This is a genomic window from Nodularia sp. UHCC 0506, assembly GCF_034931045.1.
Taxonomy (GTDB): Bacteria; Cyanobacteriota; Cyanobacteriia; order Cyanobacteriales; family Nostocaceae; genus Nodularia.
In genome coordinates this window covers 57889-80721 of the sequence record NZ_JAYGHH010000018.1, presented here as the reverse complement: position 1 = coordinate 80721, position 22833 = coordinate 57889, and the positions used below count along the sequence as shown (strand labels likewise).

At 40.6% G+C, this 22833-nt stretch carries 20 protein-coding genes; 9 read left to right on the top strand and 11 right to left on the bottom strand.

Translation table 11 applies throughout. From position 1 onward, the window contains the following. The coding region (locus tag VB654_RS12750; protein ID WP_323214135.1) for an ABC transporter ATP-binding protein at positions 1–1724 on the bottom strand (1724 nt) is incomplete at its 3' end. Between the two features lie 102 nt (positions 1725–1826). Here VB654_RS12750 and VB654_RS12745 point away from each other — a divergent pair. Together VB654_RS12745 and VB654_RS12740 are read left to right on the top strand one after the other, a co-directional pair. After that, entirely contained in the window at positions 1827–2789 is a 963-nt protein-coding gene (locus tag VB654_RS12745) for an ROK family protein (RefSeq protein WP_323214134.1), read from the top strand. 112 nt (positions 2790–2901) lie between these two features. Continuing rightward, entirely contained in the window at positions 2902–4437 is a 1536-nt protein-coding gene (locus tag VB654_RS12740) for a dolichyl-phosphate-mannose--protein mannosyltransferase (protein WP_323214133.1), read from the top strand. Positions 4438–4479: 42 nt separating this feature from the next. Here VB654_RS12740 and VB654_RS12735 read toward each other — a convergent pair whose 3' ends face one another. Then, on the bottom strand, positions 4480–4968 hold the full coding sequence (locus VB654_RS12735; protein ID WP_323214132.1) for a hypothetical protein: 489 nt from the start codon (positions 4966–4968) through the stop codon (positions 4480–4482). 164 nt (positions 4969–5132) lie between these two features. On the opposite strand from VB654_RS12735, the gene VB654_RS12730 reads away from it, so the two are divergent. Beyond that, complete coding sequence (locus VB654_RS12730) at positions 5133–7022, top strand: serine/threonine protein kinase (RefSeq protein ID WP_323214131.1); 1890 nt, start codon at positions 5133–5135, stop codon at positions 7020–7022. Positions 7023–7433: 411 nt separating this feature from the next. On the opposite strand, the gene VB654_RS12725 is transcribed toward VB654_RS12730, so the two are convergent. The 7 genes from VB654_RS12725 to VB654_RS12695 form a co-directional block, all read right to left on the bottom strand. Further along, positions 7434–8099 (bottom strand): heterocyst differentiation related protein, encoded by a 666-nt coding sequence (locus VB654_RS12725; RefSeq protein ID WP_323214130.1) that lies wholly within the window; start codon positions 8097–8099, stop codon positions 7434–7436. 329 nt (positions 8100–8428) lie between these two features. Beyond that, complete coding sequence (gene trpA / locus VB654_RS12720) at positions 8429–9247, bottom strand: tryptophan synthase subunit alpha (RefSeq protein WP_323214129.1); 819 nt, start codon at positions 9245–9247, stop codon at positions 8429–8431. Positions 9248–9316: 69 nt separating this feature from the next. Continuing rightward, positions 9317–9628, bottom strand: a complete 312-nt coding sequence (locus tag VB654_RS12715) for a DUF3007 family protein (protein ID WP_323214128.1) — start codon at positions 9626–9628, stop codon at positions 9317–9319. A 24-nt stretch (positions 9629–9652) separates the two neighbouring features. After that, a complete protein-coding gene (gene ndhL / locus VB654_RS12710) occupies positions 9653–9865 on the bottom strand; it encodes an NAD(P)H-quinone oxidoreductase subunit L (protein WP_323214127.1) in 213 nt (70 codons plus the stop codon). 1085 nt (positions 9866–10950) lie between these two features. Beyond that, positions 10951–11982 (bottom strand): ComEC/Rec2 family competence protein, encoded by a 1032-nt coding sequence (locus tag VB654_RS12705; RefSeq protein ID WP_323214126.1) that lies wholly within the window; start codon positions 11980–11982, stop codon positions 10951–10953. Next, positions 11979–14744, bottom strand: a complete 2766-nt coding sequence (locus VB654_RS12700) for an N-6 DNA methylase (protein ID WP_323214125.1) — start codon at positions 14742–14744, stop codon at positions 11979–11981. Before VB654_RS12700 ends, VB654_RS12705 begins: the two co-directional genes overlap by 4 nt. 249 nt (positions 14745–14993) lie before the next feature. Continuing rightward, entirely contained in the window at positions 14994–15929 is a 936-nt protein-coding gene (locus VB654_RS12695; protein ID WP_323214124.1) for a lysylphosphatidylglycerol synthase domain-containing protein, read from the bottom strand. A gap of 261 nt (positions 15930–16190) precedes the next feature. Here VB654_RS12695 and VB654_RS12690 point away from each other — a divergent pair, with 261 nt between their 5' ends. Both VB654_RS12690 and VB654_RS12685 read left to right on the top strand, forming a co-directional pair. Continuing rightward, positions 16191–16757: a DUF6658 family protein gene (locus tag VB654_RS12690; RefSeq protein WP_323214123.1), complete on the top strand. Its 567-nt coding sequence runs from the start codon at positions 16191–16193 to the stop codon at positions 16755–16757. A gap of 139 nt (positions 16758–16896) precedes the next feature. Then, entirely contained in the window at positions 16897–17505 is a 609-nt protein-coding gene (locus VB654_RS12685) for a hypothetical protein (protein ID WP_323214141.1), read from the top strand. Between the two features lie 78 nt (positions 17506–17583). On the opposite strand, the gene larC is transcribed toward VB654_RS12685, so the two are convergent. After that, on the bottom strand, positions 17584–18852 hold the full coding sequence (gene larC / locus VB654_RS12680; RefSeq protein ID WP_323214122.1) for a nickel pincer cofactor biosynthesis protein LarC: 1269 nt from the start codon (positions 18850–18852) through the stop codon (positions 17584–17586). A gap of 143 nt (positions 18853–18995) precedes the next feature. Between larC and VB654_RS12675 the strand changes: the two genes are divergently transcribed. From VB654_RS12675 to VB654_RS12660, 4 genes are all read left to right on the top strand, one after another. After that, positions 18996–19646: an L-threonylcarbamoyladenylate synthase gene (locus VB654_RS12675; protein WP_323214140.1), complete on the top strand. Its 651-nt coding sequence runs from the start codon at positions 18996–18998 to the stop codon at positions 19644–19646. Between the two features lie 365 nt (positions 19647–20011). Beyond that, a complete protein-coding gene (locus tag VB654_RS12670; RefSeq protein ID WP_323214121.1) occupies positions 20012–21232 on the top strand; it encodes a HetZ-related protein in 1221 nt (406 codons plus the stop codon). 12 nt (positions 21233–21244) lie between these two features. Continuing rightward, entirely contained in the window at positions 21245–21472 is a 228-nt protein-coding gene (locus VB654_RS12665) for a hypothetical protein (protein WP_323214120.1), read from the top strand. Between the two features lie 2 nt (positions 21473–21474). Continuing rightward, positions 21475–21951, top strand: a complete 477-nt coding sequence (locus tag VB654_RS12660; protein ID WP_323214119.1) for a PD-(D/E)XK nuclease superfamily protein — start codon at positions 21475–21477, stop codon at positions 21949–21951. On the opposite strand, the gene VB654_RS12655 is transcribed toward VB654_RS12660, so the two are convergent. After that, positions 21948–22781: a DNA adenine methylase gene (locus VB654_RS12655; protein WP_323214118.1), complete on the bottom strand. Its 834-nt coding sequence runs from the start codon at positions 22779–22781 to the stop codon at positions 21948–21950. The two genes, VB654_RS12660 and VB654_RS12655, sit on opposite strands and share 4 nt — an antisense overlap. Positions 22782–22833 lie beyond the last annotated feature (52 nt).

Below are 22833 nucleotides of genomic sequence, written 5' to 3'. Positions count from 1 at the left end.
TAACTAAATTGTTGTGAGTAAAATCGTGCGTAGCGTTGTTCAAGTGCTAACAATTCTTCATGGGTTCCTGATTCTACAAGTTGTCCCCGTTCTAGAACTAATATGCGATCGCATCGCCGGACTGTACTTAAACGGTGAGCAATAATAAATACTGTGCGGTTCTGCATTAGTCTTTCTAAGGCTTCTTGTACTAATGCTTCTGATTCGGAATCTAAGGCTGATGTGGCTTCGTCTAAAATCAAGATTTGCGGGTTGAGAAATACCGCACGGGCGATCGCTATTCTTTGCCGTTGTCCCCCAGATAAATTGACTCCTCTCTCTCCCACCCACGTATAGTAACCCTCTGGTAACTGCGTAATAAATTGGTGGGCGTTGGCAATTTTAGCGGCTTCTGCTACTGCGTCCATGTCAAAGGAATTTTGTCCAAAGGCAATATTTTGAGCAATTGTCCCGGAAAACATCACGGTTTCTTGGGGAACAATCCCAATTTGTCGCCGCAAACTCTGAAGCTTGACATCTCGAATATCTACACCGTCAATCAAAATTTCACCGGCTTCTGGATCATAAAAGCGAGGAAGCAAATTCACAAAGGTGGTTTTACCAGCACCGGAAGCACCCACTAAGGCGATCGCTTCTCCTGGTAATGCCAATAAACTGATATCTTTTAATACAGGTTCGCCGGGTTTGTAGGCAAAGGATACATGATGATATTCTACTTTACCTTTGACTGGAGGTAAGGCGATCGCATTGGGCTTTTCTAATACCGTTGGTTGAATAGCCATCAATTCAAAAATCCGGTCAACGGATGCCTCACCTTGTTTAAACTCGTTGTAGTTATTGGTAGTATGACCAATGGGATCAATTAACAACGCCGCCGCCGTTAAGTAACTAAAAAACTCTCCCACAGTTAAGTTATTTTGGGCAATTTGCCAGGCTCCGACTATGACTAAAGAAACAGCACTTAAGGCTTCTAGAAAGCCCACTATCGGTATTTGAATGGCTTTGAGACGGTCGGCAGAGAATTTGGCTTGATAACTGCGTTCTGCTTCATTGCTAAATCTAGCAATTTCATGCTTTTCGGCAGCAAAGGCTTGCACTAACCGAATACCGCTAAATACTTCTGTAAGAATTGCTGATAAGCCAGAAACACGATTTTGACTTTTAAGGGAATACTTCCGCAACCTTTCCCCAAACCAGCCAATTAAAATACCCATCAGTGGCGCAACAATCACTGTCGCCAGTGTCAATTGCCAATTCAGGTAAATCATGTAAATGGGGATAGCCAGCAATTGCAAAGTGCAGGGGATAAAATCGTGAAATACCTTATTGACCACTTCCCCAATTCGGTCAATATCTTCGGTGAGGCGGTAAGATAAATCACCAGCTTTTGCTGTTTCAAAATAACTGAGATCCAGTTTTTGCAAATGGGAGTAAACCCGCTTGCGGAGGTCAAAAGCTACCCTTAAAGCCACTTTTGCCATGTACATATCTTGCACGGACTGAAAAAAGCCCCGCACCAAAAATACTAAAACTAAGATTCCAGCTAATTGCGCGATCGCTACTACATTACCTTCACCAAAGGGAGTTGCCAATCTCCCCGCGAGATTAATTAAGGTTAACGTCGCCAGTACATAACCGATAATGCCAATAAATCCCTTGGTAATATTTTGCCAATGGGGTCGAAGATAGGGTGATAATTGCCAGTAATTAGAACGGGTTTTCAAGCTGTAACTTCCACAAAGATATTTTCTATTGTTTGACGCTACCAGCTTTTGGGTAGTTTCAGAATAAATATCTGTTTTTCTTGGGAATGTTTGGAGGAATTGATGACTTTAATTTTAGCGCTGGATTTTGGTGGAACCAAGCTGGCCGCAGCACTAGTAAATTCTGGTTCTAGGGAATGGTTACGCTATGAACGTCGCCTTTCGCCAGCTCATGCAAATGCTAACACTGACTTGGACATCATGCGCGACCTGATTAATTCTTTACTGTCAGGAGAAAAACCTGCGGCAATTGGTGTCAGTTTTGGGGGGCCAGTAGATGCTAATACTGGAACTGTGCGACTGTCTCACCATGTGGCTGGTTGGGAAAACATTCCCCTTAAAGATTTGCTAGAGGATGAGTTTAGGGTTCCGGTGATTGTAGACAATGATGCTAATGTGGCGGCCTGGGGTGAGTATCGCTTTGGTGCTGGTCAGGGATGCGATAGTTTATTTTATATCACTATTAGCACTGGGGTGGGTGGTGGTTGGATACTCAATGGTCAGCCTTGGCGTGGTGTGGGCGGCATGGCTGGTGAAATTGGACATATAGTTGTAGACCCTGCGGGGCCTGTGTGTTTGTGTGGGAAGCGGGGTTGTGTGGAACGGTTGGCTTCGGGGCCTTATATGGCGAAGAATGCTAGGGAAGTTTTGGAAAATATACCGCAGAGGCACAGAGGACACAGAGGAAAGATTTTGAGGGGGTTGGTGGGTAATGATTTGGATTTGATTACGGGAAAGATGGTGAGTGATGCTGCGGCGCAAGGTGATGAGTTAGCACAGGATGTTTTATTTCAGGGTGCTTGGGCTTTGGGTGTGGGGATTGGGAATGTGGCGAATTTGATTAACCCACAATTGTTTATTTTGGGTGGGAGTGTAATTAAGGCTGGGGATAATTGGTGGGATGTGGTGCGAAAGGTGTCACGGGAAACTGCTTTACCGGAAGTTGATTTTAAAGTTGTGCCGGCGGTTTTGGGTGATAATGCGCCGCTTTGGGGTGCTGTGGCTTTGGCTGAATCGGTTTTGTAATTCGTAATTCGTAATTCGTAATTCGTAATTCGTAGTTCGTAATTCGTGATTTACATTAAAATTATTGGGAGTATATTTCAGATTTTTTTTATAGCGGTTTTAATTTCTACAAATGACTAAAAAGTGGTTCCAAATAGGGATATTAGGTGTCTTTATTCTCTCACTCTCATTCAGGTTTTGGGGATTAGAGCGATTTAACACTCTAGTATTTGATGAAGTTTACTTCGCCAAATTTGGGAATAACTATCTCACCAATACACCATTTTTTAATGCTCATCCACCATTGAGTCAATATATTATTGGTATGGGGATCTGGATTGGTAGTCATCTTCCTTTTGGACAAGATACAGTAAATGAGTTAACAGGTTCAGTGCGATCGCCTTGGAGTTATCGTTGGTTAAATGCCCTAACTGGCTCTTTTATTCCAATAGTTGTCGCTGCTATTGCCTATCAATTAAATCATTGTTATCGTTTTGCTTTATTGGCAGGTTTATTTACAGCTTGTGATGGTTTCTTTTTAGTTGAATCTCGTTATGCTTTAAATAATATTTATATTGTTATCTTCGGTTTATTAGGGCAATGGTTTTTACTATTAGCATTAAATAACCAAAATCAACAGCGTTCCTGGTGGTTAGTTCTGGCTGGTATCAGTTTTGGGGCATCAGTTGCCACAAAGTGGAATGGTTTATGGTTTTTGTTAGGTGCTTATTTGATTTGGATAGCAGTTTATATAATTCGGGGATTTCAGTCTTTTCCCCATACACCAATTTTCTGGAAATCTCCTAAAACAGTAATCAACGACAGCCAGATTTTTTTTAGTGCATGGTATCGCAAATGGATTGATTTAAATAACAAATCCCTAGAAAATACCATTCAGACACCACTAGAAAATCTGACGCAAATCACAATTTGGCAAATGCTATTTTATCTGGGAATTATCCCAGCTATAGTATACAGTATTATCTGGATTCCTCATCTTTTGCTAGATAGAAGATATGGATTTATTGCAGTACATCAGAAAATTTTAAATTTTCACCTCCAGATGGGAGGAAATAATGCCAATGTACATCCTTACTGTGCTGCATGGTATAAGTGGCCGTTAATGAATCGACCAATTGCCTATTATTACCAAACTGCTGAGGGGGTTAATCAACCATCTTTTGGATTGCCATCTTCTTTACCTACTGAAACCGGGAAAATTATTTATGATGTCCATGCAATGGGCAATCCTTTTTTATGGTGGTTTGGTGTGACTGCCATTTTGTTTTTAGCAGTAATGCTAATGTTAAAAGTGTTAATTCCCTGGTTTAAACAACAGCATTTTCATCCACCCGTAAATCTTACTGTTGATGCTGGGCTTGCCCTATACTTAGTTTTAAATTATGCTGCCAACTTATTACCTTGGGTAAAAGTAACAAGGTGCGTTTTTATGTACCATTATATGTGTGCTGTGGTATTTGTCTTTTTAGCGATCGCTTGGTTTGTAGACCAGTGTCTTAGCAGCTATTATCGAGAAATTCGGGCAGTAGGTGTCACCATAACATTCCTAATTTTAGCCGCATTTATTTTTTGGATGCCGCTATATTTGGGTTTACCTCTATCCCCTGAAGGTTACAAAATCCGAATGTGGTTTAATACTTGGATATAAATCCCGCAATGATCACGAAATCAACATTCACCGCAACACTGTTTAATCATCTGGTAAAGTGGCAAATGCCTGATTAACTAAATCCCTAGTCTTATTTTCCAAACATTGCCAATCCACTTCACCCGCATCATCAATTAAACTAGAATCAATATTTGCAACTTCATTCACAGGAGAGTAATTTATAAAACACACCTGATAACAAATTTCCCACAAATCTATACTCACCTGATGCTGTTGACGTTGCAAAAGTAGATGATATCCTGGATGGGGCATTGGTAGATCAGCAAGAGTCGCCCTAATTTCATCTGCTTGTTCTAAGGTTGCAGTTTCCATTTCTTGCAATAGCTGAGTGACCAAAGCTTTCATTTCATCAGTGGTGTTAGTTGGCCAAATCAGGACATCGTGGTAAGTTCCCTTCCAAGTAGACGCATCAAGATGCTTGCGAATATTATCGACAACACGAATAAACGCAGGTTGCATGAGGAGTTCAGCCTGCTGCCATGTAACAGGGTTAGTTATTCTAGGTGGCATTGGTAATACACAGGGACACTAAATGACAAATAAACAGTCTAAAGTTATTAAAAAGCTAATTTTTTAGTTTAAATCTTTATCCCAAGATAGCGGATTTCATTCAAGAAAATTTGGAGATACTTATTATCAGGGAAAAATTAAGTAATAACTCTGAGGGGAAAATTATGATCGGCAAGCTACTAGACAATCGTTACCAAGTTATTCAAGTCCTGGCGCAAGGGGGATTTGGTCAAACCTATATTGCCCAAGATACCAGGCGGCCAGGCAATCCTGTCTGCGTTGTTAAACACCTCAAACCAGCAACTTCTGACCCCAGAGTTTTTGAGACGGCCAAGCGTTTATTTAACAGCGAAGCTGAAACTCTAGAAAATTTAGGCAATCATGACCAGATACCCCGCCTACTGGCTTACTTTGATGAAAACCAGGAATTTTATTTAGTCCAAGAATTTATTGCCGGACAAACCCTAGCTGAAGAACTCATACCCGGTCAGCCTTGGAGTGAAAGCCGAGTCCTGCAACTTTTGCAAGGAGTTCTGGAAATCCTGGAGTTTGTCCATAGCCAAGGCGTAATTCACCGCGATATTAAACCAGATAACATTATCCGTCGCGCCTGTGATCAAAAACTAGTTTTAGTAGATTTTGGGGCAGTCAAGCAGTTAAGATTACCAATGGTAACAGTTGGCGGACAACCTACAGCGACAGTTGCCATTGGAACTCCCGGCTATATGCCTACGGAACAAGGGCAAGGTAAACCCCGACCCAACAGTGATATTTATTCCCTGGGTATTATTGCTATTCAAGCGCTAACAGGAGTACCGGCAGTTAAATTACAAGAAGACCCCAATACTGGGGAACTCCTCTGGCAGCATTTAACACAAGTTAACTATCGGTTGGCAGCGCTGTTGACCAAAATGGTACATTATCATTTCAAAGACCGCTACCAAAGTGCCGCAGAAACACTGCAAGCTTGTATCAACACGACTAAGCCAATATTTGCACCAGCCACCCCTCCAGAAATCTCTCACAGTCAGCACTACCAAGCTACTAAGTCTTTCTCTCAATTATCCCCACAAAAAACCATTGCCGTAGCGCCAGCAAATCCTGTTCCTGCCAAACCAGTTGATCAAGAATCTCACAAACCCGACCCGTTGCCCTTCTTAATTGGTTTAATTCTGGCTGGTGGGGCGGCAGCTTTGGCAACAAATATCTATCCCAATATGAGGAATTTAGCTGCTAATTTCACGGGTGATAATACTGCTAAGGATAACTGCTTGGCTGTAGTTGCTGGTAATTCTAATATTCGTTCTGAACCTAGCTCGATTAATTCTGATACTGTTTTGCAAACAGTTGGTAAAAATACTGGATTTGAAGTGACTGGCAAGCGCACAAAACGGGGTTGGATAGAAGTTAAAATCAACTCTGGTGGTTTGGCTTGGGCGCACCGAGACGTAATTACCAATAATGAACAGTGGGTTTCTTGCCTACGAGACAAAGGCATTGCGCTGAATACAGTCGATGATAGCAATTTGATTGCAGCTCGTCCGATTCCTCAACCCAAACCACAGCCACGACCTCAGCCAGAAGCGGCAGATATATCACATCAATCAGAGTCTAGTGACAGTAATAATGAAAAAATTATAGCAGAAGCCAAACAGAAATATGAATCAGGTGATTTGCGAGGTGCGATCGCTTTATTGCGGTCTATTCCTGGTCATGCTTCTTCTGGTTTGAGAGAAACAGTTGCCATGATTAACCAGTGGCAAAAAGATTGGGCTAAGGCAGAGGAGTTATTTAATGACATCAATCAGGCAATAGATAACGGTGAATGGGACAAAGTTTTAGATTATAAAAATCATGCCGAAAAGATGCCCAATACTCAATACTGGAGAAACAAAATACAACTGTTATTTAAACAAGCCGATGAAAATTTAACAAAACAGGCATCACCGACGGTAGATAATCAGCATCAGTCCCAATCAGAAATCCCCAATCCTGAAGAAGCATCTGGAACAGAGTTCATTGATGACAATAACTTATCACCCGCACAGGAATAATATTCAGGGTTTGCTGAATAAGTGTAAAACCTAGATAAATCGGAGGTTTGAGGCTGATAAACCCGAAAATATGTGCAAGGTTTTTGAAGGGTGTACCATCAAAAATGTGAATTTTGGGTTGAATAAATTCAGAAAATCTGGGGATGACAGATAGTGAAAATGTTCCCTATTCCCTACCTCCAGGATAAAAATTGTATGCCTAACGGCACGTTACGAACAGCAAGCCCTATTTATATTTTCAACAATAAATCTACATTTACAAATTCCCTGTTTGAAAAACATGGGGATTCTTGGTTTAACAAGCCCCACTTAAACACTCAGCACTCATATACGGGCGGGTTTACTAAAGATTTTGACAAACCACAGACCAACTGCTTAGACCCGCCCCTACTCACTCAGCACTCAGCACTTTTAGTGCATTTCGTCATATTCTGGGGATTCAACTCGTCTTGCTTCCATCCGAGAAGAAGGCAAAAATTCAGCCCGACGCACAGGCGCTAAGTGTGGTGTAGCACCGTGATAGGGATGCATTACTTGTACTGTCCTTGTAGGGCGCTGCCTTGGCGAAAATAAAGCCAATACGCCAGCGACTACAACACCACCACCAATGGTGAGAGTTGCCCCTCCTACTGCCCAAAGCATGGGCGAAGACCACCAAGAATTTTGAGTTTGAGGCTGGAATATTTCTGATGCAACTTTTTGGCTATTTTGTTGGGCTAATTGCATCTGCTGGTTATTCCAATGTTGGAATTGGAATTGGAGTTGTTGGTTTTGCGCTCTTAGCTGTTCGTTATCGCTTTTTAAACGTTCCAATTGCATATTCAACCGTTCCATTTCCACACGCTGCTCTGGATTAGCCTGGACAGGTGGTTGATTGGGATTAGGGTAATATGGATTTACCCCGTAAGGCGGATACATTAGCGGTTGCTGCATCATCTGCGGCATTATATTAGCCGGCATTTGCGGTGAAGAAACAGCGAAATTACTTTGCATAGGACTATCTGCCCCCCTGAGCAATACAAGCGCAGCCAGACCAGCTACGGCGACTCCGCCGATAAATGCCATACTTTCACTCATCGCCTTTGCTCCTCTGTCACTTGTGATTGACTCACTCTCACACTCATCATTATTCGCCTACTCAACGTCACATAAAACTCAACTATAAGCGACCGGACTAGCTAGTTTTTTTACAGCCTAATATGTGCTGTTAATATTCAAAACTATATTTGCTAAATTGTCCACCAAATCATGCTAAAAAACAACTCTGTTATTGCCAAATGCTGAGTGCAAAGTGCTGAATGCTGAGTATAAAGCCAGTTATTTTAAGGCTTTGAGCAATCAACACTTTTCTGACTCATCTGAAAACTGCGATACCTTTTTTAATCTACTTTTTCGTTTTGGGCAAGTTAAGTATTTGTACTGTTGTCAGTCGTTTTAATTCCATTTTTTAGACTGTGGCAAAATTCCGCGATCGCCTTTAGTCCCTGCTCTGGTGTACCCTCTGCTAAACGTTTGACAAAGGCACTACCCACAATTGCCGCATCAGCGCCCCATTCTCTGACTTGATGAGCTTGTGCAGCTTCGGAGATGCCAAAGCCTACACCGATGGGTTTATCTGTAAAACTACGAATTTGTTGCAGTAAATCTGAGACTCGTGATTCCATTTGAGTCCGCATCCCAGTGACACCAGTGACACTGACCAAATAAATAAATCCTTGGGAAGAACGAGCGATCGCTTCTATCCGTTGGGCAGAACTGGTAGGAGCCACCAACAAAGTTAAATCGATCCCCCTTTCACTGGCTGGTTTGAGCAAGCCTGCTGCTTCTTCTAAGGGCAAATCCGGGACAACTAAACCTGATACTCCCGCCGCCGCAATTTGTTCTAGAAACTTGTCAATGCCACGGTACAAAATGGGATTGTAGTAAGTAAACAGGATAATAGGCGATCGCAAACTCGGAGTAGTAGCTTGCAACATTTCCAACACCTGTTCTAATTTTGTCCCTCGTTGCAAAGCACGGGTAGCAGCCGCTTGAATGACCGGGCCATCAGCTAAAGGATCGGAATAAGGAACACCAAGTTCAATAATATCGGCTCCATGAGTATCCAGAACTTGCAAAGCTGCTGCTGTGGTGGTTAAATCTGGATCTCCAGCAGTAATAAACGGAATCAGAGCGCACTCTCGATTTCGTCTCAATGTCTTAAAGCAATCAGAAATCGCAGTCATGAGTCAAAAATTAGGAATCAGTGATCAGTGGCCAGTTAACAAACAACGAATAACTGACCAATGATAACTTTACACTTGACTTTGTGATTCTTGTGCGATTTGGGCTTGAATTTTTGCTAGTTCTTCAGGACTAAGTTCATCCAACCGTTTTTGGAGAAAGGCTGTTTCATACTGTTCGCGTTGTTCATGGTAGGTCATTTTATTTCCCACCGCGCGGAATATGTAGGAAGCTAACCAGCCAAGCAAACCACTGACTAGCAAGACTTGGCTCCAGATTCCAGCTTGTTGACCATCTAAACCCACTAGCTGTAAACCTACATATCCCAAACCACCAGCAATAAAAACACCCAAACCAATTCCAATAGCGTCAATGCGTCGCATGAGAGTTATGACCTAACAACCTATTTACACTGCAATTTGTCGTGGCCGGGGGCGAAGATTCACAAAAGGTGATAAAACTAACAACCCAGGTAAGAAGAAAAACACCATAAAATACATCACAGTCCGCTCGATGGAGCTTGCTACATACCAGCGCTGTTTGAGGTACAGCATGACAAAAATCGGGACTACTAACAGGTAAGCTCCAGCCAAAGCTAGATACAGCAGGGCTACAATCATAGATTCTTTCTCTTTAAGTGGACAAGAGCATTGAGTTTATCTATTTTCCATCATAGGCTGAACCACTCCGCAAAGCGAAGGTCAAACATCAAAAGTCAAAGGGCTTTCTGGATAAAAACGATGGAGAAAATTTTTCTTGTATATTTCTGATATGGATGCTACAATCACAAAGGCAGTAAAAAAAGAGTCCTAGAGTAAAGCAAAATTGAAAATCCAAAAATCAGATAAATCAAGAAGAAACACCAGAAACTTCCCCATCTGAAAAGAATTTCTCAATTTACTTGTACAAAAGAACCATTTAGTGCTGAAATAAGTGAGAGGTGTTTGCAGCCTTTAACAAAAGTGATTCCCAATGGACATGGGGGTGTGGCGGAATGGTAGACGCTACGGACTTAGAAAACTGAGCCTTGATCGAGAAATCTTTCAAGTGGAAGCTCTCAAATTCAGGGAAACCTAAATCTGTATACAGATATGGCAATCCTGAGCCAAGCCGAAACAAGTGCTGAGTGTGAAAACTCATAACTAATCGGAAGGTGCAGAGACTCGACGGGAGCTACCCTAACGTTAAGCCGAGGGTAAAGGGAGAGTCCAATTCTCAAAGCCGCAGGTTGTTAAAACCGGGCAGCAGTGAAAGCTGCGGGAGAATGAAAATCCGTTGACCATAATAGGTCGTGTGGGTTCAAGTCCCTCCACCCCCACTAAAAAGTTAACATACAAGCTAACCTGCCTGTGACTTTACTCATAACTTTGCCGCAACAGCAAGCTTATGGTTCTAAATCAATTTACCTTCGCGCTGTTTTAAAAGCAGCGCATACTTTTTGTCGTTAAAACATTCTGGTTTAGCCTGAGAGTGAAATTACTGATGATGTCATAGGTAGCGGTTGTTTATGACTTTGAAGGAAATTTTCAAATAACTTTTGAGCGCGATCGCTATCGAATTTTACTTCAAGTTTTTTTGTACTGCTATCTACCACTTCGTTTTGAGGGATAGCAGGAAATTGGCGAGGATTCTCCTTAGAGTCTCTTGAGTCAAAAAATCCAGCAAAGATACCTGAAGGGTAAAACAGATTTTCAAAATTACATTACTAAATAGAAATTGCACCCAATTCTGCACGACCTTGACACGCTGGATATGGTAATGAAGAGATTACATTTTCATGATCTGTCTGAGTCTTCAAAGTCCATTTCCCAGAAGTTTCAGCAAGAATGGTAATTTCTCCCGCACATAATTGTTGTGCTGTTAAACCTGATTTACCCATACTGGAGCGATCGCTTGCTGATTTAACACAGGTTCTAGTCACTTCTGTACAGGCAAATTTTTTTAATCGCTTAGAATCATCATTTTGTAGGTTTATCAATAAGTTAAACAATTCTGGGACAACATGACCAAATATATTGGTGCTACCCACTGATAAAACTGCTATTTCTGCATTAATAGTTTCCAATAATTGCTTCAAATCATCCCCGTTCTTTGGATATGCTCCATGATGAGGAACTTTAACAACGTTAGATGTAAGTTCATCTTGTTTACAAATATCTACACATTCTTTCAGACCTGCATTTTCAATATCAGCAAGTAGTATTGCTGCAAAATCACCATAAATTACACGCAGGACAAGAGAAATTTCGTTAGGTTTAGTGTTAGGCTTTTCAAGGAAAAATTGTCGTGGATGTAAAACGCGAATTTCTAAATTTTCCTGTGTGTATAAAAGATATCGTGAAGCTGGAATAAAGCGAATACGTCCCAGTCTATCCCAATCATCAAGACGATGGAGTGCCATTTCTAGCCTGTCATATTTAGGACTTTTTCCTCTATTAGCTATTAACTTTTCAAATGAGATTTTATAAAAAGAGAGAGGGAAACAAAAAGTTTCTACTTCTCCTTGTTTTAACCAAAGATCAAGAAACTCTACAAGTTTGTCTAACGGTGGCAGATGATCATTATGTGCATGAGTAATATAAATTCGCTTGATATTTTTTTTATTCTTATTTTTAAGCCATTGCTGTAAAGAGCGTGTTTTTTTACCGATATCAACAACAACTGCTGAATCATTGTTATCACTTATAACTATACAATCAGCATTACCTACAGGTAAAAATGAAATTTCACAAGTCATAAACGCTCCTCCATACTGTCTATTCTTAACTTTTGTTTTAATTCTTCATTAGTTAGGTATGGATAAGGCGTATGGCGAAAACGTCTAATTGCCCAAGGATGTTGTGCAAGTTGTTCAAATGTTTCTATATACTCGCTTAGTTCAGCTTCAAAAACTGTACCATCAAGCGCCCAACCAGGCATTTCTGGGAGGATAGGAAGCCATGCTTCTTCGTTATCGTCTAACAAACCGCTTAAATAAAGAAGTATTTGGGTATTATCTTGAAAAATTTCTAAAACTTGACCAATCACAGTTAATGTAGGTTTTGTTTGTTCTGATTTCCATAATTCTAATTCTGGAGGTTCTCCAGTTCGTTTAATTTCTATCCAATGAGGATTTCCATAGAGTTCTTCTACAATTTCGTTTAATTTTATTCTTAATTCATCTGGGTCAGGAATTTCTAGACGTTGTTGATCTCGTGCAACAATTTTACGAGTAGTTTCAATTATTCGCCGATCTATTTTCTGAGGTAAGGGAAGTTTACATAGCTCATGACTTGTTATTTCATGCGTTTTGCGTCCAATTAAGGATAGTGAATTGGCAATTTTAGATGATAGAATGCCTAACAACCATAATCTTTGATCTTCATCAGTTAGCTGATTCCATTCTTTCACAAATTTTTGATTATCAGGTAGTTGAGGAGATTTTCCAGCTTGTTGTGCAGGAAGAACACAAAATATATTATTGTCAGGACAAAGACCTGTAGTATCTAATTGAGCGGCTAGAGGATATAAAGAACCTCGATTTACTTTGCGACCAACAAAAATTTTCGGTAAATCAAATAAATGTGAATTATTGAGAACTGCCGTATGAAGAAATTCTCTGCCATACCTTATCCAGCGTTCATTTTCTCCAACCCTGCTTGGATCTGCCCAAAAGCGATTTGTATCCCGCCATTTCATACGCCAGTTGAGCTTACATTCAGTATTTGGTGGGCATTGGCTAACTGGCTTATAATGTCTACTAGGAGTTACTCCATTAAAAACGAAGAAAAGATTTCCTAAAGGAATTGTAGGAATTTGAATATCAATAGGTGGTGCTGTAAAAACTTCCCAATTATCTGAATTAAAACTTGTAATCCATTGAGTACCAAGAAAACCGTTATCACGAATATTAGATACGGTATTTTTCGCCCTAGAAAATACTGCTCTTGCTGTACTGGGAATTATTATTTTTGATTTACCTACCTGTCCTAATATTATACATACAGCCTGTTCTGCCTCAATTCCAATAGCTTTTTCTGGACATTGCCATACTTCAAAAATTTGGCAATTTTCACTTAATAACCTGCGTGCATTGGGTATGCCATGAGTTGTATTAGTCAAAAAAGATTGAGGTAAAACAAACGCAAACTGAGAACCTTGCTCTAACCAACTCAATGCTTTTTCTATAAATCTTGCAGCCCGTTGAGTATTACCATCTTCGGCAAAAGGAGGATTGGCAACAATAACACGCGGCTTAATACCCATATTCTCTTTAGTTAATGACTCATATTTTTGATGAGTAAAGTGATTAGGAAAAGGGAATGGAATATCTTGACCTAGTGATTCTCTGGCTAGGGTATATCGTAATTGTGTGACCAAATCCGCATATTGATCTAGATCATTACCGACTATATGATTCGCAAGATAAGATTTTCTTGCTTCTAAGTTTTCAGGAATATCAATCATCCCTGCTAAACGTGATGTAGCAGCTAATAATAAACTACCAGAACCAGCAGCAGGATCAAAAATTATTCTTTCTTCTGGACGTAACCTTTCTAAAGGCAATAATTCCAGTATTTTTTCAGCGATCGCAACTGGTGTATAGTATCTATTTAGATCAGTCCAGTTTTCACCTTCAATATAACTGGGTAATTCTTTAATAGCTCGTTCATACAGCAATCCTACATCTCGATGATCTACCAGTGCAAAACTGACTCGACTACCTAAGTTAACTGCTAAATGCTGTAATATTGTGTCGCTAAGATGAGGTATTGACTCCTCCAGTGCTTTCTTAAAAAAACCATTAGCATGAGGTACTGTTTGATCAAGCAAAAGAAGAGGATCATCAGTAGGAATGCGTGAGTCAGAACCAAAAAAACCTTTGTCTTCTAAAATTCTGGCAGCTAAAAATGCGATCGCTACACGAATTGCGTGACCTGCTATTTCGTGACGAGAAGATATTTGATTTTTGGGATTTCTCCTTTTAGGAATACCGATTTCTGCAAGCACCTCTTGAATAGCATTTTGGAATGCTTCATCTAATTCGGCTCTTTGTCGCAGGAGAAAAGAAAAACTACGTTCTGAAACAGATTCTTCAGCGTCTGCTAGTGTTAACTGACCAGTACGAAATTTTGCCAATGCTTTTGGTTTAAACAAGTGGCTATCTTGTCTAGTTAGTTCTAAATATAGAGATTCACTATCTACAATCCGTTCTTCTAACTTGCCAGATGGAGTGTAATATTGAAGTATATAAATTTCATCTGAGACTAACAACCCTGCACGAATAGGCCAATAACGTAATCTCTGCTTCCATTTATCTATTTCTGACTCCTGAACAGATTGAACCATGAAGGACAAGTTATTGGCATTAGGACGAAGACCGTAATCTGTCCACAAAGCATCTACAGGTATGGGTTGCTCGTTTACCCGGTCTGAAGGTATACGGACATGACGGTGTGGCTCTATTTGCCACACTCGATGTGCAGTTTCAATTGCATAATCTAGTCCCCTTCTAGCCATGTTAAATTTGAAGCCAACTTTTATAAGCAGAAAATTGTATCGTTGCTCCACCGTTATCTGCTTCGCGCTGAGATACGGCTTTTATTACTATAGTGGAATGACTCAAAAAAAGCGATCGCTCTAGGCAAATGTGCTGGAGGTTCTAGCAAGTGGCAGCATTTCGCCTAACATCTAGGCATCACTCAGATTCTTGAGGAAGTGACTCTGACAAAAGGTAGGGTGATTGTTATGGGTAAATTCATATACTGTTTACTGTTCACTGTTCACTGATTTACTCAGGCGTTCGTCTAGAGAAGCTAGGGCTGCACCAGCAGTTTCAGCGATAATACTAATCAAACGATAGGAAGCGATCGCACTCAGTATAACAGCAGATGGAAAGCGGTGTTGCAAAAGCGCGATTGCAGTCACTTCAAATACACCCAAACCACCAGGCGCACCCGGAACCACAAAACCCAACAACCAAGCACAACTAAAAGCCCCTAGTAATAAAGGTATTTGACTCAGATGCAATGGAGTGAGGGCAAACACAGTTAAAATAAACCCAGTACCACGCAAGATTAAAAAACCTAATTCCCCTAACAAAGATCGTATTGGATAGCGTTTAACTTTGAAGGGAATATGAGGCTGATTATTAGCAGCAGACCTTTTCACCTTTAATTTATAAACAAAGCGAATCGCTGAATTCAAAAACCGGGGATGAACCGCACAAAGCACCACAGCTAAACTCACAAATTGTAAGATTTGTACAGACACAGTAGTATGAGTAACTGCAAATTGACTGCCAAAGATAACAATAATAATTAAAGCCGCAGCCGCCATCAATAGCGGTTCTAACAACACACTTAAAGTAGCCGCACCAGCTGGGATATTAGCATTTTTAGCTGCGACAATTCGCCCATAATGATGCCATACATTACCAGGTAAATATTTAGCAATATTTGTTTTTAAGTAGACTTGAATAAATTTACCAGATGGCACAGATTGATTTAATTCCTTGAGAATCCAAGTCCATATCCAACCACCCCAAATATGTGCCAGTAAAGTTACGCCTGTGGCTATGGACATAATAGCCCATCCGACGGCATCAATTTGGATTGCGATCACTTCAGACCAGTTATCCTTCAAGGCATTCCCTAAAAAAAATAGTGTTATCCCTAAAATTAGCCAGCGTAAAATTTGCTTCATATTGACAAAAATCAAAATATTTTCAATCACCAAAATCGCCTGAATTATCGCCTGATATCTTCCTACAGTTAGATAAATGTCTGATTTTAGTATCAAGTATATTGTTACCTACGCTAGAGGCGAACTTGCTTTTTTATTCGTAATCTTGGGAAGGGTTACGAAATATTTGCCAAGTCTAAAACCAAGCAAAAAATTGCTGATTATCCAAACTATTAAACTAAGCAAATCAATGGCCTGTTGTCCTGTATAAAGGAGGGGTAGATGAATAGTGTTATGACTTTCTGGAAAAAATTAAAACTACGCCAGATTTTAACTATCTTTGTAGCTGGTCTATTGTTGATAATTAGCACTGCTTGTAGTGGTGCAAACCCTCAAGGTGCAAATCCCGATAATCCTGCTGTCCAGGCTGGTGGGGCTAACAATCCTTACAAGGGTGGTGGAGATAAATATACCAAATATAGAATGACCACCGACCCCAAAGCGATTGAAAGAGAAGAGAAAAAAGAAAGTGAACGAGCTAGTTTACAGTTAGATTTACCAGTTTTGATTGCCATAAATAGAGACTCAGAAATACTTTATCCAGGTGCTGAAACACCCATAGGTAGAGTTGAAAAAGAAAAAGAATTGCCAATTATTACTGACAAAAACTTTCAAAGACCCGCGCCTGGTGGTTTGATTCAACGAGAACCGAATTTAGGAACTCGCATTCAAGAACGCATTGACACAGTGCAAAATTCAGTTAAAGAAGCTTCTAGTTTTTTGCAAGACAAAGCAGAAGAAGCAAGTTCTCGACCTGAGTTACAAAAAAATCCAGCCGTCGGTAAATAGAACTTTGATTTTATGTCCAGATTTGAGGTTTACACTCAATCCCGAATTCTACCAAACAAGTGCTAAACACAGGCGCAATTAATCACGTCTGAGTGCAGCATAAGTTTAACTTCATCACAAACATTTCAGGGGTAACATGATGAAAAAAGTCATTACTTGGCTAAAAAATATCCGTCCTGTTAAAATTTTAACAGTCTTTTTGGCAGCAACATTCCTATTGATGATACAGGCCTGCAATCGTCCGGGAATAGCGCAACAGCCACCACAACCAGATGCTCAACCACCAAATGCTCAACAATATAATCCTACAAAAAGTTATGAACTCAATGCCCCAGAAGGTGGGATGAATAACTTTAGTGATGTAGACCCTAGAGCCAAAGCAGCTGAAAGAGCCGCAAACGCTAGAGCCGCAGAATTAGCAAAAAATGCCCGGAGAAACGTTGAGGAGAAGGGTATTGATAGTTCCGAGCAATATATCCGCAATTATCAAGAAGGTACACCTTTAAATGAACGAGTCAAGCGCCTTGGTGAAAATGTTGGTAGTTCGGCTGAAGAATTAGGTAAAGGTGTCACGAAAGGAACTCAGCGCGGAGTGGAAAATCTGCAAAAAAATACTGGACGTGCTGCCGAAGACTTGACTAAAAGCGTCAAACGTGGTAAGGAGGATACTACAACTAAACTTCAACGCCAAGCTGAAGATACAGCTGATGCAGTGAAAAGGACGATGAGAGAAGTTGATTTAGATTAATTAGTTGGAGTATAAAGAACCCTGGTTTATTGCATAAATCGGGGTTCTTTCGGCTAATGACTCCGTGTAGCGGATTTTCTACCCAGCACTCAGCCCTTTGCTATACCAAGTTTGTAGTGCTAATCGCTGAACTTCACGCCAGGGGATATTATGCCTGCGAGCTAAGTCTGCACAATCTTCATATTCTGGCTGGATGTTAACAATAGATTTATCTTTTCCTTCCTCTTTCCATGCTATTTTAACACGAACTTGGCCATATTCAATTTCTACTGATTGAATTTCCCGTTGTAGGATGGTGCGTTGTTGGGTACTCCGGCGAATTCCTAAAGTTGTGGTTTCACGAAATAAAACTGCTTCACAAGCCAATAAATGATTTGGATGACAGATGACAGTTAATAAAATTCCTGGACGGGATTTTTTCATTCCTATGGGTTGGGTGAAAACATCCACTGCACCAACAGCAAACAAGGCTTCAAAGACATAGCCAATGGCCTGGGGATTTAAATCATCAATTTGGGTTTCAAGTACGGTGATGGTTTCTAAATTGGGACTGATATCTTCAGAATTATTAGGGCGATCGCCTAGCCAAAGACGTAATATATTAGAGATAGGTAAATTGATGCTTCCGGCTCCCAGTCCTACTTGTTTAATGGCCATTGGTGGTGGAGAACCAAATTCTGTAGTTAGGGTAGTAGCGATCGCCGCCCCTGTTGGTGTCACGAGTTCCCGATCAATGCCATTACTAAAAACCGGACAACCCCGCATTTCCCACAACTTCAATACAGCAGGTACTGGTACAGCCATTTCACCGTGAGCGGCTCGCACTGTTCCCCCACCTGTGGGCAACGCTGAACAGTATAGTAAAGGTAATCCCTGATCATTACTATCAATTCCTAACCAATCCAACCCCAAGCACGTACCCACAATATCCACGATGGCATCGACAGCGCCCACTTCATGAAAATGAACCTTTTCTGGCGCAATGCCGTGTACTGCCCCTTCTGCGACTGCTAACTGTCGAAATACTGCCAAACTCCAGGCTTTAGCCCGTGATGGCAATTCGGCTGTGAGGATCATTTTTTCGATTTCTGGCAGGTGGCGGCCATGATGGTGACTATGTTCGTGGTCGTGGTGGTGATGGTGATGGGCTAAATCTACATGGACTTTAGTCGCCTGCTGACCATTGCGTTGCACAAGTTCAACTCTGAGGTTATATTCCTGGGAAATTCCCAATTTATTGAGTGTTTCACTTAAATATTCCACGGGGACACCCAGACTAACTAAAGCCCCCAGACACATATCGCCAGAAATTCCCGTCGGACATTGAAGATAAGCAACTTTAATCATATAGATAACTTAATCAACTTTATTTTCATGTTAATCATGGCCTATTTGTGGAATCAGCTCATTCATCCGTGAAAATATGTGTAATGCGGAATTTTCTTTTTTCCCTGAAATCCACAGTTTCCCACCCTGATTCGGAACTTGCTATGGCAAAAATTTTCGCCGTCCATCCTGATAATCCCCAAACTCGTCGTATAGAGGAAATAAAGTCAGCGCTCTCTAGTGGCGCGGTTATGCTCTACCCTACAGACACAGTTTATGCTATTGGTTGTGATTTAAATGCCAAGTCGGCAGTAGAACGGGTGCGGCAAATTAAACAGTTAGCTAATGATAAACCACTGACATTTCTGTGTCCCTCCCTATCAAATGTGGCAACTTATGCCTTTGTCAGTGATACAGCTTATCGGATTATGAAGCGCTTGATCCCAGGGACTTACACGTTTTTACTGCCTGCTACAAAGTTAGTGCCGCGACTAGTACAAAGTCCCAAGCGAAAAACTACTGGAATTCGTGTACCAGACCATCCGGTATGCTTGGCATTACTAGCAGCATTGGAAAATCCGATTATTTCAACTTCGGCACATCTACCACCAGATGATGAACCAGTAGAGCTAGATTTAGAACCTAGACGATCACGGGTGGAGCTGTTTGACCTTTGGGATAACTTAGTAGACGTAATTATAGACACTGGTGAAGAACCGACTTATGAGGTGTCTACGATTTTGGACTTGACGGGAGACGAACCAATGATTACAAGGCGGGGTTTAGGTTGGGAAGCAGCAACAGCGTGGGTATAAGAAACAAACTTCACAGACATCTCCTTGATTTTCGGAGAAATTTCTTTAAAAGGCTCCAGTTTTGCAATCGTCATACTTAACAAGATTTGGATGTGATCAAACAGAATGGCGATCAATGTGGATATAACAAGTCTTTTCTCCACTTTTAAGGCGTGGCAGATATCTATGTGTCATACTCAATGAGGTTGCTTGTACAAAAAGCGACACACAACTTTCCCTGTAACTTTTTCAATTGCGTACAGTCTTATATATGAGCAGTGCTTGGGGTGGGTTTTGAGAATGCTAAATACTTCTCCAGCCAAGGCTGGCCTCATTTGCTGTGTCTGCGTTGTAGTTACGGTGCAATACCACACTCTGGAAAAGTCATGAAAGCTAATCTTGTAAATCTACCAACTTCTCAATCCACTTTTTTCTGTAATGTTTCGCCGTCAGAATTGCCAGCGGACAATCACAATAACTTGAGACAACTGCTATATCAAGAAATGCGATCTCAAGTCAAGGCGACATCTGAGTGTGTACAAGCCGTATCACAGCGCATAGCTACAGAAGTGCAAAGAATATGTGATAAAAGTTCCCGCATCCAACAATCTGGCGAAATCGAGTCATGGCAAGTTAATTTAGCCAAGCATCGTCTGCAAAAGTGCTTGCATTATTATCAATTGGGTTCCAGACGGGGCAGAGTGGAATTACATAGTACTTTAGGTGCTATGGTTTACCGTCATGTCACCATTTCTGGTTCGGAGTTGGGATTCAATGCTCGTTACAGTCTGATTGAAGATTTTCTCCAAGCGTTTTATATCGAAGCGATTAAAGCTTTCCGGCGGGAAAATGAACTACCAGAAGATTATCAGCCCCGGACTCAGTTACAATTGGCAGAATACATTGCGTTTACAGAGCAGTATGCCAAACGCCGGATTAATTTACCTGGTGGCAATAATCAGCAATTGATTATTCTCCGCGCCCAAGGTTTTGCCCGTCGTCAGCCCCAGGAAACGACTGTAGATATTGAAATGGCTGTGGAATCTGCTAAGAGTGAAGAAGCAGAATCTTACCAGCGTAACTCGGCGGTGCAGCAAATCCGGTCGCAGATGGTTGCCCAAACTAACTTCGATCCCTCGGAGGAGTCAGAACGCGATCGCGTGATTGCGGAATTGGCCAAATACTTGGAATCTCAAGGTCAATCTGATTGTGTGGACTACCTGACACTGAAGTTACAAGACCTCCCAGCCCCAGAAATTGACCAAATTTTGGGTTTAACTAGCCGTCAGCGCGACTATCTGCAACAGCGTTTTAAATACCACGTGGAAAAATTCGCCAAAAATCATCACTGGCAATTGGTTCATCAATGGTTAGGTGCAGGTTTGGAGCAAAAGTTGGGTTTAACTTCTCAACAGTGGGAAACCTTTGTGGGTGTATTATCTCCTGAACAGCAAAGAATTTTGCAGTTGAAAGTTAGCCGACAGAGTGATCAGGCGATCGCTAAAACCATTAAATGCACACCCAAACAGCTACAAAAGCGTTGGACTCAAATGCTAGAAGTAGCATGGGATATCCGTAATGGTCAAAATGATGTTCAAGCCAGTTAAAATGCAATCCTTATGAGAGACGCGATGTATCGCGTCTGTACAAGGAAAAGAGGGAATAACCAAGAGTTTATCCTCACTGGTGAAAATATTATTACTGAGTACAAAAGTACCATTATTGTCCTCAAATTAACCGTTGCTCATGATTTAATTGGTGTTGACAAAATTTATCTGAACTCATTGAGCATTTGTTACCACTTCCATGAAATCATAGAAGGAATAGGAGTTTTGGCAAAAGGTTAAAAATGGCTCTAACTCAAGGTGGAAGGGCGAATCAGGCAGGTAGGATTTTAGAAACAAATGTAGAAAGTATCTTAATTGGACATAGTTATTTCCAAGTAGGAAATCATGTCAGCCAGGAATTTTTATTGACTGCTAATTTATTAAAAAAACGCTATGCAAAACAAGTTAATATTGGCAGTGGAATTTATCAAACTAGCCTGAAAGTTGATTTTTATGTAGTCGGCTCACCTGTCATGCCATCGGGACTAATTATTGAATGTAAATGGCAAGAAAGTGGTGGTTCAGTTGATGAAAAGTTTCCTTATTTGAATTTGAATATTCAAAACTCTTACCCTGCCCCCACAATAGTAGTGATTGGCGGTGAAGGTATGAGGGAAGGAGCAATTCAATGGCTCAGGCGACAAGTTACATCTAATAATAATTTGTTAGCTGTACAAACTTTAGATAGATTTATTGCTTGGACAAATAAAAACTTTTAATATGATGTAATTAATAATTCATGAATCATCCCGCGATTTTTTATATTACAATTAATTGAACGTGATGCGGCTATGGAATAAATTTTAAAATTAATTTCATTGTAAAGTTTTCTCACTAATTCACAATCAGAATTACACACCATAATTTTCACCCCACGACTAGCCAATTCTGCACAAGTATCTCTCAAGCGTACTTGGTCTTTTTCTAAAAAAGAATTCCCATTATAACCTGTAAAATAGCTAGTATTACTGATGGGATGATAAGGTGGATCTAAAAAGACAAAATCATCGCTACTTGTCGCATGATTTAAGACATCTGTGAAATCTGCCTGTTTAATTTTAGTTTTCGACAGTCCGAATGAAGCGGCTCTCAGGATATTTTCAGGACAAATATTAGGATTTTTATATCTTCCCAATGGCACATTGAATTTACCTTGGGAATTAACTCGATAAAGTCCATTAAAACAAGTTTTGTTCAGATAAATAAATCGAGCCGCTTTTTCTAAGTCAGTACCGCCAGGATAAGCTCTTACATCATAGTAATAGTCTTTATTATGCCGAATTTGATGTACTTTTAGCAGGTCAATTAATTCCTCTACATAGTCTCTAACACAGCGATAAGTAGTAATTAATTCGGCATTAATATCAGTTAATATGGCTGATGAAGGATGAAGATGGAAAAAAATGGCTCCACCACCTAAAAATGGCTCATAGTAAGTTTTATATTGCTTGGGAAAATAGTTAATGTATTGTGAGATTAACCGACTTTTCCCCCCTGCCCACTTTAAAAAGGGACGCGGGCAAGTTTCTTTGGGGATTTGACTTACCATTTATTTACAGTTGAACTAAAACTCAGCTACTCAATATAACAAATATAGCCAA

Bases quoted from the DNA above. Each gene is read 5' to 3' on its own strand.
- VB654_RS12745 (WP_323214134.1), top strand. From the start codon at position 1,827: ATGACTTTAATTTTAGCGCTGGATTTTGGTGGAACCAAGCTGGCCGCA.
- VB654_RS12740 (WP_323214133.1), top strand. From the start codon at position 2,902: ATGACTAAAAAGTGGTTCCAAATAGGGATATTAGGTGTCTTTATTCTC.
- VB654_RS12735 (WP_323214132.1), bottom strand. From the start codon at position 4,968: ATGCCACCTAGAATAACTAACCCTGTTACATGGCAGCAGGCTGAACTC.
- VB654_RS12730 (WP_323214131.1), top strand. From the start codon at position 5,133: ATGATCGGCAAGCTACTAGACAATCGTTACCAAGTTATTCAAGTCCTG.
- VB654_RS12725 (WP_323214130.1), bottom strand. From the start codon at position 8,099: ATGAGTGAAAGTATGGCATTTATCGGCGGAGTCGCCGTAGCTGGTCTG.
- trpA (WP_323214129.1), bottom strand. From the start codon at position 9,247: ATGACTGCGATTTCTGATTGCTTTAAGACATTGAGACGAAATCGAGAG.
- VB654_RS12715 (WP_323214128.1), bottom strand. From the start codon at position 9,628: ATGCGACGCATTGACGCTATTGGAATTGGTTTGGGTGTTTTTATTGCT.
- ndhL (WP_323214127.1), bottom strand. From the start codon at position 9,865: ATGATTGTAGCCCTGCTGTATCTAGCTTTGGCTGGAGCTTACCTGTTA.
- VB654_RS12705 (WP_323214126.1), bottom strand. From the start codon at position 11,982: ATGACTTGTGAAATTTCATTTTTACCTGTAGGTAATGCTGATTGTATA.
- VB654_RS12700 (WP_323214125.1), bottom strand. From the start codon at position 14,744: ATGGCTAGAAGGGGACTAGATTATGCAATTGAAACTGCACATCGAGTG.
- VB654_RS12695 (WP_323214124.1), bottom strand. From the start codon at position 15,929: ATGAAGCAAATTTTACGCTGGCTAATTTTAGGGATAACACTATTTTTT.
- VB654_RS12690 (WP_323214123.1), top strand. From the start codon at position 16,191: ATGAATAGTGTTATGACTTTCTGGAAAAAATTAAAACTACGCCAGATT.
- VB654_RS12685 (WP_323214141.1), top strand. From the start codon at position 16,897: ATGAAAAAAGTCATTACTTGGCTAAAAAATATCCGTCCTGTTAAAATT.
- larC (WP_323214122.1), bottom strand. From the start codon at position 18,852: ATGATTAAAGTTGCTTATCTTCAATGTCCGACGGGAATTTCTGGCGAT.
- VB654_RS12675 (WP_323214140.1), top strand. From the start codon at position 18,996: ATGGCAAAAATTTTCGCCGTCCATCCTGATAATCCCCAAACTCGTCGT.
- VB654_RS12670 (WP_323214121.1), top strand. From the start codon at position 20,012: ATGAAAGCTAATCTTGTAAATCTACCAACTTCTCAATCCACTTTTTTC.
- VB654_RS12665 (WP_323214120.1), top strand. From the start codon at position 21,245: ATGAGAGACGCGATGTATCGCGTCTGTACAAGGAAAAGAGGGAATAAC.
- VB654_RS12660 (WP_323214119.1), top strand. From the start codon at position 21,475: ATGGCTCTAACTCAAGGTGGAAGGGCGAATCAGGCAGGTAGGATTTTA.
- VB654_RS12655 (WP_323214118.1), bottom strand. From the start codon at position 22,781: ATGGTAAGTCAAATCCCCAAAGAAACTTGCCCGCGTCCCTTTTTAAAG.